Raw genomic sequence first — 14,180 nt, 5'->3', positions numbered from 1 at the left:
TCCGACCGTCTCCTCCCCATGCAATGGGGAGGGGGACCGCGCGTAGCGTGGTGGAGGGGCTCTTGAAGTCCCATCGCTCCCTCTTCTTTCGTCATCCTCCGGCGCGAAGCGACCGGGGGACCCAGCGGCGCGCGTGAGCGCGAACCTGTCGCGGATATGCTGTCAGCCGTGGGGCGTACACATCGCCTTCGGCGCCGCTGGGTTCCCCGGTCTGCGCCGCAAAGAGGCGGCTTGCCGGAGAATGACGAAAGCAGAGTGCACTTTTACGACTTTAGTCGATTGGCCTTGTCCCGCATTGTGGTGCAAACCAAGGGCGAGGGTCGCAGTCAGCCGGCCGGGAGGGATCTGTCGTGGGCAAACTCAGCACACCCATAATTTTCGGCGCCATCGCCATATTGGGGGCCGTGTCCCTCGGCATCATCGCCCTACATCAGGGCGAGAGCATCAGCGCGGTCTGGATGGTGGTCGCCGCCGTCTGCACCTACGCCATCGCCTATCGGTTCTACGCCCGCTTCCTGGCCAACAAGGTGCTGAAGCTGGACCCCGCGCGTCTGACGCCGGCCATGCGCCGCAATGACGGGCTGGACTATGTGCCGACACCCCGCAACGTCCTGTTCGGTCACCACTTCGCCGCCATCGCCGGCGCGGGGCCGCTGGTCGGGCCGGTGCTGGCCGCACAGATGGGCTATCTGCCCGGCGTCCTGTGGATTCTGGTCGGGGTGGTTCTGGCGGGCGCGGTTCAGGACATGATCGTCCTGTTCATGTCCACCCGTCGCGACGGCAAGTCGCTGGGCGATATGATCCGCACCGAAATGGGCACGATCCCCGGCATCATCGCCCAGGTCGGCGTGCTGATGATCATGGTCATCATCCTGGCCGTTCTGGCCCTGGTCGTGGTCAAGGCTCTGGCGGAAAGCCCCTGGGGCACCTTCACCGTCGCCGCCACCATCCCAATCGCCATCTTCATGGGCCTGTACACCCGCTATCTGCGGCCCGGCCGCGTGGGCGAGATTTCGGTCATCGGCGTCGTGCTGCTGATCCTGGCCATCATCGGCGGCGGCCATGTCGCGGCTGATCCGTTCTGGGGTCCGGCCTTCACCCTGACCGGCCCGACCCTGGCCATCCTGATGATGATCTATGGCTTCATCGCCTCGGTCATTCCGGTCTGGCTGCTGCTGGCGCCGCGCGACTATCTGTCGACCTTCCTGAAGATCGGCGCGATTGTGGCCCTGGCCATCGGCATCATCATCGTGCGTCCGCACCTGCAGATGCCGGCCGTCACCCCCTTCATCGACGGCACCGGCCCGGTCTTCGCCGGCGCCCTGTTCCCCTTCCTGTTCATCACCATTGCTTGCGGAGCGGTCTCCGGCTTCCACGCCCTGATCTCGTCGGGCACCACGCCCAAGCTGCTGGAGAACGAGAACCAGATCCCGCTGATCGGCTACGGCGCCATGCTGTGCGAAAGCTTCGTCGCCGTCATGGCCCTGATCGCCGCCACGGTTCTGGACCCGGCCGTCTATTTCGCCATGAACAGCCCGGTCGCCATCATCGGCAACGATGCGGTCTCGGCCGCCGCTGCGGTCGCCCAGTGGGGCTTCCACATCACGCCGGGAGAGCTTGAGCAACTGGCCCGCGACGTGGGCGAGAACTCGATCCTGTCGCGGGCGGGCGGCGCACCGACCCTGGCGGTCGGCATGGCCCACATCCTGTCCAGCGTCATCGGCGGCAAGGCCATGATGGCCTTCTGGTATCACTTCGCTATCCTGTTCGAGGCTCTGTTCATCCTGACCACGGTCGACGCCGGCACCCGCGTCTGCCGCTTCATGATCCAGGACCTGCTGGGCGTCGCCGTGCCCAAGATGCGTGAGACCAAGTCGTGGAGCGCCAACGTCGTCGCCACGGCCCTGACGGTCGGTCTGTGGGGCTATTTCCTCTACACCGGCGTGGTCGATCCGCTGGGCGGCATCAACAGCCTGTGGCCCCTGTTCGGCATCGCCAACCAGATGCTGGCCGCCGTGGCCCTGATCCTGGGCACCGTCGTCCTGTTCAAGATGAAGCGCGAGAGATACGCCTGGGTCACCATGATCCCGGCGACCTGGCTCCTGATCTGCACCCTGACGGCCGGCTTGCAGAAGCTGTTCCACCCCGAGGTCCGCATCGGCTTCCTGGCCCACGCCCGCAAGTATCAGGAGGCCCTGGGCGCCGGCGAACTGATCGCCCCGGCCAAGAGCGTCGGCGACATGCACCGCATCATCGTCAACGACTACGTCAACTCGGTCCTGACAGCGGGCTTCCTGTTCGTGGTGGTCACCATGGTGATCTACGGCGTGCTGGCGTGCCGCAAGGCCTATGCGAACAACCGGCCGACCGTGCGCGAATATCCCGAATCGCACGACCTGACCCCGGCCGACGAAGCGGCGGACATCGCCCGTGCCTGATCCTCAGGACGACCTGCTCTGCCTGTGCCGCGACACCGCCCTGCGGTGGGGTCGCGGCGTAAGGCGCACGGCCGGTCTGATGATCGGCCAGCCGGACTATGAGACCTACGTCGCCCACGCGGCGGCGACCCACCCCGACCAGCCGCCTCTGGACAAGACCGCCTTCTTCCGCCTGCACGAACAGCGCCGCTTCGGCGGCGCCGGCGGCTTTAAATGCTGCTGATAGCTCTTTGATATTCCGCTCATCCCGGCGAAAGCCGGGACCCAGCGTTTTGGGCGTTCAACCCTGAGCCAGAGCGTCAGCCGCCAATCCAACGCACCCATCTTGCGAAAGAACTGGGTCCCGGCTTTCGCCGGGATGAGCGGATAGAAGAAACTGATTTAGAGCGGGCCGGGTCGGTCAGAAGCGCCGGCCCGATCCTCCGCCTGAAGCGCAGCGATGGCGGCCTCCATCGCAGGGTCGTCACCCGCCCGACGCTGGGCCACGCTACGCGGCGCGGCGATATCCGGCGTCACCCCATGCTTCTCCAGCCGCATGCCGCCCGAGGTCACGAAGTCCGCCCGGCTGAGCGTCAGCTTGCCCCCGTCGGGCAGGTTGGTTTCCTGGGCGATCAACACCGACCCGCCCGTCTTCTCGCCAACCACGATCCCGCGCCGCGCCTCCTGCAAGGCGGCGGGCGTCAGTTCGGCCGCGCTACGGCTGCCCTGATCGACCAGAACCGCGACGGCGTTGGCCAGCGGGTCAGGACGATCGCCACAGTCGCCGGCCGCCCGCAACACCACCGGCCGTCCGCTGCGTCCGGTTCGCGTCGCCCAGACCTGATCGCGCGGCAGGAAACAGGTCAGGACGGATTCCGCCTCCATCAAACGACCACCCGGATTGCCGCGCAGGTCCAGCACCACGTCGATATCGGCCGGCAGACCTTCCAACTCGCTGCCCATCCACGCGCCCAGCCCCTTGTCGAACTGCTCGACCCGCAGGACCAGCACGCCCGGCCGCGACGTGTCCGCCGTGAACGGCTCGACCGCGTCCATCACGCGCGGCGTCAGCGTCGTCTCGCGTCGCTGGCCTGTCTCGTCGGTCAGGATCAGATGCACCGGACGGCCGTCGAACGTCTCGACATCCGGCCCCCAGGGCCGACCATCGACCGAGTTCAGCGACCAGCCCAGTTGCACCCCCGCCTCCTCGGCTGGCGAGCCGGGCCGGATGCGTTCGATGGTCCAGTCATCGGGCGTCTCGCCCCGCATCAGGGTCAGGCCCATCACGGCGCGCCGCGCGAACTGGGCCTCCTGGCGCCGAACCGCAGCCGGCGGACTGGCGGCGGCATGACCGTCGTCCAGCAGGTCCAGCATTTCGTTGATGACACGATACAGCCCCCGCTCGTCGGTCGCCGCCAAGGCCTGGGGCCGGAACTGCGCCCGCGCCGCGTTCCAGTCCACGCCGTGCAGGGTCGGGTCGTAATAGCCGCGCCGGACCTCGCTCCACACCCGGTCGAACACCCGCTGGTTCAGGCGCACGCGGTCTCGCGTCTGGGGCGCCGCTACGGACTGGATGGACAAGGTCGAACCTGCCGGCTGGGCCATGGCCGGCCCGCTCAACGGCAGGCCGAGCAACAAGAGGCTGAAAAGCCGGACGGAAACTCTGACGCGCATGAACGGCATCTGACGCCAGACGCCCCGTTCGCTCAAGTCACGACTGCGCGTTATCTGCGCGTTATTCCGGCACCCGCGCCCCATCCCAGGCGAACACCCCGCCGCTGTCGGCTGGCGTCAGGCTCGACAGCACCGCCAGCAGCCGCTCTGCGGAATGGTCGGCCGTAAACAGCCGCCCCTCGGCCACTCCCTTCTGGAACGGCGCGCTCAGGCCCGTGTCCACCGTGCCGGGATGCAGGCCGGCGATCACCGCCTGCGGATGGCTGCGGCCCATCTCGATGGCCAGATTGCGCAGGATCATGTTCAGCGCCGCCTTGGACGCGCGATAGGCGTGCCAGCCGCCCAGCCGGTTATCCCCAATCGACCCCACCCGCGCCGACAGGGCCGCGAACACCGCCCGCCGATCACGCGGCATCAACGGCAGCAGGTGTTTTGCCGCCAGCGCTGGCCCGATGGCATTGATTCGATAGTCCCGTAGCATGTGATCGGCATCGAGCTGGCGGAAGGACCGCTCCGGCTGAAACCCGTCGTGCAGCACGCCGGTCGCAACTACGATCAGGGTCGGCGCCGGCCCCTGGCCGATCCGCTCGGCCGCCCGGACAAGGCTGGCCTCGTCCTCCAGATCGGCCGCCAGGCCTTGCGCGCCCGCCACGTCCGCGCCCGACCGCGACACGGCCCAGACCGTCTCGAACGCCCCGCCGCTCACGATCCGTTCGACCATCGCCCGGCCGATCCCGCCCGTCGCCCCGAACACCACAGCCGATCCGTTCATCGCGTCTCCCTTCCTCGTTCGTCCCATGATAGGGGCGCGGCATGAGCATCACCACGGTCGGCCTCGATGCCGACGACACCCTCTGGCACAACGAGACGATCTTCCGCCTGACCCATGCGCGGTTCGTCGATCTTCTGGCCGACCACGGCGACGAACCGACCATCGAGGCGCGTCTCGCCGAGACCGAACAACGCAACCTGCGCCTCTATGGGTATGGCGTGAAGGGCTTCACCCTGTCGATGATCGAGACGGCGATGGAGCTGACGGGCGGCGAGGCCCCGCCCCATGTCGTGCGCGAGATCCTGGCGGCCGGCCGCGAAATGCTGGCCCACCCGGTCGAGACCCTGCCCGGCGTGGACGAGGTGATCGCCGAACTGTCCGAGAAATACCGCCTGGTCCTGATCACCAAGGGCGACCTGCTGGACCAGGAACGCAAGCTGGCCGCCTCGGGCCTGGGCGAGCGGTTCAGCGCCGTCGAGATCGTGTCCGAGAAAGACCGCGCCACCTACGACCGCGTCTTCGCCCGCTATGGCGCCGGCGCGGCCGAGGCCGTCATGGCCGGCAACTCCATGAAGTCCGACGTCCTGCCCGCCATCGCCGCCGGCGCCTTCGGCGTCCACATCCCCTACCACGTCACCTGGGCCCACGAGCTGGCCGACGCCCCGGTCAACGAGCCCCGCTACGTCTCGCTGGCCCGCATCGGCGAACTCCCCGACTGGATCGCGGCGATCGCGGACGCATAAGGTCTTGCCCCCTCGCCACTCCCTCTCTAAACGGGCCGCTTAACCGACAAGCAGACGTGAGCGTCGCAGGGCCAGGCTCTGCGGGGACTTCTCGCGCGCCCAGAGAACGACAGAGAACGAAGGACGACGCAGCCCCTTGGACGCCTCGGACATCAGTCATGACGAACGCGACGCCATGGTGCGCGCGGCGCTGGCCGAACAGGGCGACAGCGGCGTGACCCCGCGTCACACGCGTTTCTACTTCTATGGCGAAGGCGACCACGGCGACCTGAACGAGGTCGCGCGTCGCGCGGGCTTCCTGACCGGAGGCGCCGACGATTCCACCACACTTGAGACCACCATGGCGGTGGACGAGGCGTCTTTCGCCGCGACCTCCGCCATGATGCAGACCTGGGCCGCAGCGTTTCAGCTGGACTATGACGGCTGGGACTGCGCGGTCGTGACCCATTAGCGTTCAATAAGAAGAAGAGCTGGCGATGCCCAAGCGCACAGACATCAAGTCCATCCTCATCATCGGCGCCGGCCCGATCGTCATCGGCCAGGCGTGCGAGTTCGACTATTCCGGCGTCCAGGCGTGCAAAGCGCTGAAGGCGGAGGGCTATCGGGTCATTCTGGTCAACTCGAACCCCGCCACCATTATGACGGACCCGGAGGTGGCCGACGCCACCTATATCGAGCCGATCACGCCCGAGTTCGTCGAGAAGATCATCGCCAAGGAACGCCCCGACGCCCTGCTGCCGACGATGGGCGGCCAGACGGCGCTGAACACCGCGCTTGCTCTCGACGCGTCCGGCGCCCTGACGAAATACGGCGTCGAGATGATCGGGGCCAAGGCCGAGGTGATCGACAAGGCCGAGGATCGCCAGAAATTCCGCGATGCGATGGACAAGCTGGGCCTGGAATCGCCCCGGTCCAAGGCGGCTCATTCGATGCAAGAGGCGCTGGAGGGGCTTGAGTTCGTCGGCCTGCCCGCCGTCGTCCGCCCGTCCTTCACGCTCGCCGGCACCGGCGGCGGCATCGCCTTCAACCGCGAGGAGTTCGAGGAGATCGTCCTGCGCGGCCTGGACCTGTCGCCAACCACTGAGGTCCTGATCGAGGAATCGGTGCTGGGCTGGAAGGAATACGAGATGGAAGTCGTCCGCGACACGGCGGACAACTGCATCATCATCTGCTCCATCGAGAACATCGATCCGATGGGCGTCCACACGGGCGACAGCATCACCGTCGCCCCCGCGCTTACGCTGACCGACAAGGAATATCAGCGGATGCGGACCGGCTCGATCAACGTCCTGCGCGAAATCGGCGTCGAGACGGGCGGGTCGAACGTCCAGTGGGCCATCAATCCCGCCGACGGCCGCATGGTCGTGATCGAGATGAACCCGCGCGTGTCGCGCTCGTCCGCCCTGGCGTCCAAGGCCACCGGTTTCCCCATCGCCAAGGTCGCGGCGCGTCTGGCGGTCGGCTACACCCTGGACGAACTGACCAACGACATCACCCAGGTCACGCCGGCCAGCTTCGAGCCGAGCATCGACTATGTCGTGACCAAGATCCCGCGCTTCGCCTTCGAGAAATATCCCGGCTCGGAGCCCCTGCTGGGCACCTCGATGAAGTCGGTGGGCGAGGTCATGGCCATCGGCCGCACCTTCCAGGAATCGATGCAGAAGGCCCTGCGCGGCCTTGAGACCGGCCTGTCCGGCTTCGACGAGATCGAGATCGACGGCGTGGCCGGAGCGGAGGATGACGCCACCGCACGCGGCGCCGTCGTTCGCGCCCTGGGCATCCCGACGCCCGACCGCATCCGCGTCATCGCCCAGGCCTTCCGCCACGGCCTGACGGTGGAAGAGGTCAACGCCGCCTGTTCCTACGAGCCGTGGTTCCTGCGCCAGATCGCCGACATCGTGCGCGAGGAAGGCCATGTGCGGGTCAAGGGCCTGCCGGCCGATCCGACCGAGTTCCGCCGCCTGAAGTCCAAGGGCTTCTCCGACGCCCGCCTGGCGCAACTGACCGGCGCGACCGAAAAGACCGTGCGTCTGGCCCGTCGCGGCCTGAACGTGCGCCCCGTCTTCAAGCGGATCGACACCTGCGCCGCCGAGTTCGCGTCGGCCACCGCCTATATGTATTCGACCTATGAGACCGGCGCCCTGGGCCAGATCCCCGAGTGCGAGTCCGAGCCGACCAACAAGAAGAAGGCCATCATCCTGGGCGGCGGTCCGAACCGGATCGGCCAGGGGATCGAGTTCGACTACTGCTGCTGCCACGCGGCCTTCGCCTTCGACGACATCGGCGTCGAAAGCATCATGGTCAACTGCAACCCCGAGACCGTCTCGACCGACTACGACACCTCCGACCGCCTGTATTTCGAGCCGCTGACGGCCGAGGACGTGCTGGAGCTGATCGAGGTCGAGCGTTCGAACGGCGACCTGATCGGCTGCGTCGTCCAGTTCGGCGGCCAGACCCCGCTGAAGCTGGCCCACGCGCTGCAAGAAGACGGCATCCCGGTGCTGGGCACATCGGTCGACTCCATCGACCTGGCCGAGGACCGCGAGCGGTTCCAGCAGATGCTTGAAGGCATCGGCCTGCGCCAGCCGCCCAACGGCCTGGCCCGTTCGGCCGAAGAAGCCGCCCAGAAGGCGGAAGAGGTCGGGTATCCCGTCGTGCTGCGCCCCTCCTATGTCCTGGGCGGCCGCGGCATGATGATCGTCCACGACCGCGAACAACTGGACCGCTACGTCCACGAGGCCATGCGCGTCTCGGGCTCTGACCCCGTCCTGATCGACCACTATCTGAACCGCGCCACCGAGGTGGACGTCGACGCCCTGTGCGACGACGAGACGGTGTTCGTGGCGGGCGTGCTGGAACATATCGAGGAAGCCGGCGTCCACTCGGGCGACAGCGCCTGCTCCATGCCGCCCTTCTCACTGTCGGACGAGATCGTCGCCGAGCTGAAGCGCCAGACCACCGAAATGGCCAAGGCCTTGAAGGTGCGCGGCCTGATGAACGTGCAGTTCGCCATCGAAGAGCCGCACAGCGCCGAACCCCGCATCTTCGTGCTGGAAGTGAACCCGCGCGCCTCGCGCACGGCGCCCTTCGTCGCCAAGACCATCGGCCAGCCGATCGCCTCCATCGCCGCCAAGGTCATGGCCGGCGTGCCGCTGAAATCCTTCGGCCTGGCGGACAAGCCCTACGACCATATCGCGGTCAAGGAAGCCGTCTTCCCGTTCGCCCGCTTCGCCGGGGTCGACACCATCCTGGGCCCGGAAATGCGCTCGACCGGCGAGGTCATGGGCCTGGACTGGAAGCGCGACGGCGAGGCCGACATGGCCCCCGCCTTCGCCCGCGCCTTCGCCAAGTCCCAGATCGGCGGCGGCACCACCCTGCCGACCTCGGGCTGCGCCTTCATCTCGGTCAAGGACGAGGACAAGCCCTTCATCGTCGATGCGGCCCGGACGCTGCTGGCCGAAGGCTTCACCCTGATGGCCACCGGCGGCACCCACACCTATCTGGTGGAACAAGGGCTGGAGGTCGGACTGGTCAAGAAGGTGCTGGAAGGCCGTCCGCACATCGTGGACGCCATGAAGAACGGCGAGGTCCACGTGGTCTTCAACACCACCTCGGGCAAGCAGTCGCTGCAGGACAGTTTCAGCCTGCGCCGCACCGCCCTGATGATGAAGATCCCCTACTACACCACCACCGCCGGCGCCCTGGCGGCAGCCCAGGCCATCGGCGCCATCAAGGCCGGCGACCTGGATGTGAGGCCGATCCAGGACTACGCCTGACGTTTACGAAATCTCCGGTTTCCGGATGCACGCTGCGAACGCGTAGCGGCCGGAAACCAGGGACATGCCGATCTCAAATCTCGACCTCGCCCTGATTGCGATCCTGATCGCTGAAGTCTTGGGGTTCGTCGCCTTCGCCAGGGACAAGCAAAAGGCCAAGGCCGGTCTGTGGCGCACGCCGGAGGCGACCCTGCTGCTGTTTGGCCTGATCGGCGGCCCGGGCGCCTGTATGGGTCAGCATCTGCTCCGCCACAAGACGCGCAAGGAGCCGTTCAGGACGCAGTTCGGCCTGGTCGTCGTGCTGCATTTGATCCTGCTGGCGGCCGGCGCCGCCTGGGTCATTCTGTAGCGGGATCGTCCTCACCCGCCACGATCCGCGTCGCGGCCAGGTCGGCGGTGACGTTGCCGACGGTGCGGAAGATGTCGGGAATGACCTCGACCGCCAGCAGCAGGGGCAGGACGCCCAGCGGCAGGCCCATGGCCAGGCAGATGGGGCCGATGGCGGCGAAGAAGCTGACCTGGCCCGGCAAGCCGACCGAGGCGATGGACACGGCGATGGCCGTCAGCCCGCCCGCGATCAACACGCCCAGGCTGAGCTCCACCCCATGCAACTGCGCCACATAGAGGCAGACCGCCAGGTTGGCGACGGGGCTGGTGATGCGGAAAACCGCCACCGCCAACGGCAGCACCAGACCAGCCGACGATTGCGGCACGCCCAGCCAGTCGCGCGCCCGCTCGATCATGACCGGCAGGCTGGCCAGCGACGACTGGGTCGAGACGGCGACGACCTGAGCCGGGGCCACGGCCCGAGCGAACCGGGCCAGCGAAATTCGTCCCCAGACGATGGCGACCACATAGGTGATCAGGATCAGGCCGATCTGGCTGAGGCAGACGATGGCGACATAGTGGGCCAGCGTCCCCGCCACCCCCAGCCCGGCCCGCAGGCCGACGCCCAGCGCCAGGGCGAACACGCCGAACGGCGCGGCCAGCAGCACCCAGTGGACGATCACGACCATCGTCTCAGCCACCGCCTCGAAGAAGCCGGCCAGCGGCCGTCGCAGCTCCGTCTTGATCCGGGTCGCCGCAAACCCGAAGACGACGGCGAACACCACGACCGCCAAAACCCCGTCGTCGGCCGCCGCCTTGACCACATTCGCCGGCGCCAGGCTGGCCAGGAAGGCGCGCAGGCCGTCGGTGCGCGCCGCCTCGCCCACGGTCGCCAGCGAATTGGTCGTCACCCCCGCCAGCAGGCCCCTGCCGGCCTCCGGGTCGATGGGCCAGACCGCCAGCAGGCCCAGCCCCGCCAGGATCGCATAGACGGTCGCCCCGAACAGCAGCAGGCCGAACACAACCAGCGACCGCACGGCGATCCGCCCCGTCGTCGCCGCATCGGCGATGGAGACGATGCCGGTGACAAGCAGGCTGAACACCAGGGGGATGACGGTCATCCGCAGCGCATTCAGCCAGACATGACCCAGACTCTCGACCACCCCCAGCGCCCCGGTCAGCCAGGCCGCGTGCGCCCCCTGGGCCAGGGCCCCCACGACCACGCCCGCGACGAGCGCTGCGATGACGAAGAAGCTGAGCGAGGTGAAGAAGGCGGCGAAGCGAGAACGTGTCATGCGACAGGGCTAGCACTGCTTTTGGCATCGCGCGAACACTGTCGTCGCAGGTCGAAACGCGATGTCGTTCCGCGCGTTGGGTGGGGGAAGGAGATCAACCATGTCCCGTCTGCACAAACTCGTTCCCATCCTCGGCGGCCTGCTGCTGTCCAAGGGCGGGCGCCGCGTCGCCGGTCGCCATGCCGGCAAGCTGGCCCTGGCCACCCTGGCCTATGAGGTCTGGCGCAACCGCCGCGAAGGCGGCAAGCCTCAGGTCACGCTCAAGCCCGCAGCCGAACCGCGCGCGCGGTGGAGCGGTCGTCGCCCGCGATAGCGCTCGACTTCCCCTACGGCGATGCGGATAGTCGCCCATCGCCGTAGGAGCCGACCCATGATCAAAGTCCATCACCTGAACGACAGCCGTTCCCAGCGCGTCCTGTGGCTGCTGGAAGAGTTGGGGCTGGACTATGAGGTCGTCCACTATGAGCGGAACGCCGGCAACCGCCTGGCCCCGCCCGAACTGCTGGCCATCCATCCGCTGGGCAAGTCGCCGGTGATCGAGGACGGCGGGGTCAAGGTCGCCGAGACCGGGGCCATCGTCGAATATCTGCTCGACACCTACGGCCGGGGTCGGTTGCGGCCGGCGGTGGGGACCGAGGACGGTCGCCGCTTCACCTATTGGCTGCACTACGCCGAGGGCTCGGCCATGCCGCCCCTGCTGCTGAAACTGGTGTTCGGCATGCTTCCACGCCGCGCGCCGGCCCTGTTGAAGCCGCTGGTGAAGAGCATCGCGAACAAGGCCCTGACCAGCTTCGTCGATCCGCAGCTGAAGACTCATGTCGGCTTTTGGGAAGACGAACTGGGCCGGTCGGAATGGTTCGCGGGCGATCAGTTCACCGCCGCCGACATCATGATGAGCTTCCCCGTCGAGGCCGGCGCAGACCGGGCGTTCGACGCGGCGACGAAACCCCGCTTGAAAGCCTTCCTGGCCCGCATCCATGCCCGCCCCGCCTATCATCGCGCCCTGGAGCGCGGCGGCCCCTACAGCTACGCGTGATCGGATCGTGATCGGGGCGACGCAACCTGTCGTCGCCCAGAACGTTAATAGGCCATGCGCCTTCAAACCATTCAGATCGTGGCCGGACTTGCAGCGGCCGTCGCCTTCATCCTGGCCTTCATGGCTGCAGGAGCCGCCCTTGTCTCGGGCCTGTTCATGCTGGCCGGTCTCGCGGCCGTCGCCTGGCTGGCCTACAGCCTGATCAAGGGCGTCCTGCGCCGCGATCCCAAGTCCGAACCACCCGCCCGAGCCTGATGTTTTCATCGGCTCGGGGTCCCGCTCTTGAAAACTTGAGCGGGAAACCCTAGTATTGATGCCCGGCCGCGCCCGCCCCGCGGCCTTTTGTATGCTTACTCCGCGTCTTTCCAGTCTCCGGGCGAACCAGAAAAATCACGACACCAATGGAAAAAGTGCCGATGACGGGCGAGGGCTACCGTGTCCTCGACGATCAACTGAAGCAATTGAAGTCGGTCGAAAGGCCGAGCGTCATCGCGGCCATATCCGAGGCCCGCGAACATGGCGACCTGTCTGAAAACGCCGAATACCATGCCGCCAAGGAGCGGCAGGGCTGGATCGAAGGCCAGATCGCGGACATCGAGGACAAGATCAGCCGCGCCCAGGTCATCGACGTGTCGAAACTGTCGGGCAGCCAGGTCAAGTTCGGCGCCACGGTCACCGTGGTCGACGAGGACACCGAGGACGAGGCCCGCTACCAGATCGTCGGCGAGCACGAAGCCGACGTGAAGAAGGGCAAGGTCTCCATCGCCTCGCCCATCGCCCGCGCCATGATCTCCAAGGAGGTCGGCGACGTCGTCGAGGTCAACACCCCCGGCGGCGTGAAGGCCTACGAAATCCTCAAGGTCGAGTGGAAGTAAGCCACACTTCGCACGACCTTCTCCCTCCCCGTTCCGGGGAGGGTCGTCGCGCAGCGACGGGGTGGGGGCGGCCCGGCAGGGACGCACTGTCTGAAACATGTGAGGTCAGTGGGGTTTCGCTCCGCCCTCCCCACCCGACCTCGCTGCGCTCGGCCACCCTCCCCCGCAGGGGGAGAGAGAGCAGATGACACCACCCCTCTCCATCTGGGTCGTCTCCGACGGCCGCGCCGGCATCGAGAACCAGGCGCTGGGCCTCGCCGAGGCCGTTCAGCGTCTGACCCCTTCCGACATCGCGATAAAACACATCCGCTGGCGGCCGCTGTTCGACCGCCTGCCCTCGGCGTTGAAGACCCCGGCCATGCTGGCGTCTGCGCCGTTGACCGCTCCGTGGCCCGATCTGTGGATCGCCACTGGCCGCGCGACCTTGCCCCTCTCGACCCGCGTCAAGGCCTGGAGCGGCGGCAAGACCTTCGTCGTCCAGACCCAGGATCCGCGCTGGGCCAACGACCGTTACGACCTGATCGTGGCCCCCGCCCATGACGAACTGTCGGGCGACAATGTCTTCGAGATCACCGGCTCGCCACACCGCATCACGCCGCAGCGGATCGCCGAGGCCGCGCCCGCCTTCGCCGACCGGATCGCCCCCCTGCCCCATCCGCGCGTCGCCGTATTGATCGGCGGCAAGTCCAGGGCCTTCGACCTGCCCGAGGCCCATGCGGCGGACCTGGCCGACCAGATCGCGGACGCCGTGCGGGCGTCCGGCGGTTCGTTGATGCTGACCTTCTCGCGACGCACGCCGGACGCAGCCAGGGCGGCCATGACCGCGCGCCTGTCGGACCTGCCCGGCTGGATCTGGGACGGGACCGGCGACAACCCCCTGTTCGGCTTCCTGCATTTCGCCGACCACATCCTCGTCACCGAGGACAGCGCCAACATGGCCGCCGAGGCCGCCTCGACCGGCAAGCCGGTTCACATCCTGCCGATGATCCCGCTGAAATCCGGCGACAAGTTCGCCCGCCTGCACGACGACCTGCAATCACGCGGCGCGACGCAGCCCTTTGACGGCACGCTGGACAGCTGGACCTACGATCCCCTGGCCGAGACCGACCGCGCGGCGCGCGCGGTGCTGGAAGCGATGCGGACGCGGTAGCCCACGTCCGATCCTGACGCCTGTATGACCTAGCGTTCATCCATGGCTTTGGAGGCGCTTTAAGAATGGCTCGCAAAAATCTGCACTAAAGTGCACTCAAAAAAATTACAGTGGC

General features: G+C 67.2%; 14 protein-coding genes. 11 read left to right on the top strand and 3 right to left on the bottom strand.

Annotation, left to right across the window (positions count from 1 at the left end; genetic code table 11):
• Window positions 1–350 precede the first annotated feature (350 nt).
• Complete coding sequence (locus AC3ISA_RS10420) at window positions 351–2,438, top strand: carbon starvation CstA family protein (RefSeq protein ID WP_489177832.1); 2,088 nt, start codon at window positions 351–353, stop codon at window positions 2,436–2,438.
• Window positions 2,431–2,661, top strand: a complete 231-nt coding sequence (locus AC3ISA_RS10415; protein WP_489177831.1) for a YbdD/YjiX family protein — start codon at window positions 2,431–2,433, stop codon at window positions 2,659–2,661. Before AC3ISA_RS10420 ends, AC3ISA_RS10415 begins: the two co-directional genes overlap by 8 nt.
• A gap of 158 nt (window positions 2,662–2,819) precedes the next feature.
• On the opposite strand, the gene AC3ISA_RS10410 is transcribed toward AC3ISA_RS10415, so the two are convergent.
• Complete coding sequence (locus tag AC3ISA_RS10410; RefSeq protein WP_489177830.1) at window positions 2,820–4,022, bottom strand: S41 family peptidase; 1,203 nt, start codon at window positions 4,020–4,022, stop codon at window positions 2,820–2,822.
• A gap of 130 nt (window positions 4,023–4,152) precedes the next feature.
• The gene (locus AC3ISA_RS10405; protein WP_489177829.1) at window positions 4,153–4,863 is read right to left on the bottom strand and encodes an SDR family NAD(P)-dependent oxidoreductase; all 711 of its coding nucleotides are present in this window, start codon (window positions 4,861–4,863) and stop codon (window positions 4,153–4,155) included.
• 41 nt (window positions 4,864–4,904) lie between these two features.
• Here AC3ISA_RS10405 and AC3ISA_RS10400 point away from each other — a divergent pair, with 41 nt between their 5' ends.
• The 4 genes from AC3ISA_RS10400 to AC3ISA_RS10385 all read left to right on the top strand — a co-directional run bounded on the left by AC3ISA_RS10400 (window position 4,905) and on the right by AC3ISA_RS10385 (window position 9,731).
• Window positions 4,905–5,606 carry an HAD family hydrolase gene (locus AC3ISA_RS10400; protein ID WP_489177828.1) on the top strand — a complete coding sequence of 234 codons (702 nt, stop codon included), beginning with the start codon at window positions 4,905–4,907 and terminating at the stop codon, window positions 5,604–5,606.
• A 136-nt stretch (window positions 5,607–5,742) separates the two neighbouring features.
• Window positions 5,743–6,057, top strand: a complete 315-nt coding sequence (locus AC3ISA_RS10395) for a hypothetical protein (RefSeq protein WP_236547491.1) — start codon at window positions 5,743–5,745, stop codon at window positions 6,055–6,057.
• A gap of 25 nt (window positions 6,058–6,082) precedes the next feature.
• On the top strand, window positions 6,083–9,382 hold the full coding sequence (gene carB / locus AC3ISA_RS10390; RefSeq protein WP_489177827.1) for a carbamoyl-phosphate synthase large subunit: 3,300 nt from the start codon (window positions 6,083–6,085) through the stop codon (window positions 9,380–9,382).
• A gap of 64 nt (window positions 9,383–9,446) precedes the next feature.
• Window positions 9,447–9,731, top strand: coding sequence for a DUF1294 domain-containing protein (locus AC3ISA_RS10385; protein ID WP_489177826.1), 285 nt, complete (start codon window positions 9,447–9,449; stop codon window positions 9,729–9,731).
• On the opposite strand, the gene AC3ISA_RS10380 is transcribed toward AC3ISA_RS10385, so the two are convergent.
• The gene (locus AC3ISA_RS10380) at window positions 9,721–11,004 is read right to left on the bottom strand and encodes a dicarboxylate/amino acid:cation symporter (RefSeq protein WP_489177825.1); all 1,284 of its coding nucleotides are present in this window, start codon (window positions 11,002–11,004) and stop codon (window positions 9,721–9,723) included. The genes AC3ISA_RS10385 and AC3ISA_RS10380 overlap by 11 nt on opposite strands.
• 100 nt (window positions 11,005–11,104) lie before the next feature.
• Here AC3ISA_RS10380 and AC3ISA_RS10375 point away from each other — a divergent pair, with 100 nt between their 5' ends.
• From AC3ISA_RS10375 to AC3ISA_RS10355, 5 genes are all read left to right on the top strand, one after another.
• Entirely contained in the window at window positions 11,105–11,317 is a 213-nt protein-coding gene (locus AC3ISA_RS10375; RefSeq protein WP_489177824.1) for a cysteine protease, read from the top strand.
• Window positions 11,318–11,374: 57 nt separating this feature from the next.
• Entirely contained in the window at window positions 11,375–12,040 is a 666-nt protein-coding gene (locus AC3ISA_RS10370) for a glutathione S-transferase family protein (protein ID WP_489177823.1), read from the top strand.
• 54 nt (window positions 12,041–12,094) lie between these two features.
• A complete protein-coding gene (locus tag AC3ISA_RS10365; protein WP_346494834.1) occupies window positions 12,095–12,295 on the top strand; it encodes a hypothetical protein in 201 nt (66 codons plus the stop codon).
• 146 nt (window positions 12,296–12,441) lie between these two features.
• Window positions 12,442–12,915 (top strand): transcription elongation factor GreA, encoded by a 474-nt coding sequence (greA, locus tag AC3ISA_RS10360; protein ID WP_346494833.1) that lies wholly within the window; start codon window positions 12,442–12,444, stop codon window positions 12,913–12,915.
• A gap of 184 nt (window positions 12,916–13,099) precedes the next feature.
• Entirely contained in the window at window positions 13,100–14,065 is a 966-nt protein-coding gene (locus AC3ISA_RS10355; protein ID WP_489177822.1) for a mitochondrial fission ELM1 family protein, read from the top strand.
• Window positions 14,066–14,180 lie beyond the last annotated feature (115 nt).

The sequence above is a fragment of the Brevundimonas sp. KH_058 genome (assembly GCF_057838505.1).
The sequence above is the reverse complement of the archived record's forward strand: the minus strand, read 5'-3'. Positions and strand labels throughout refer to the sequence as shown.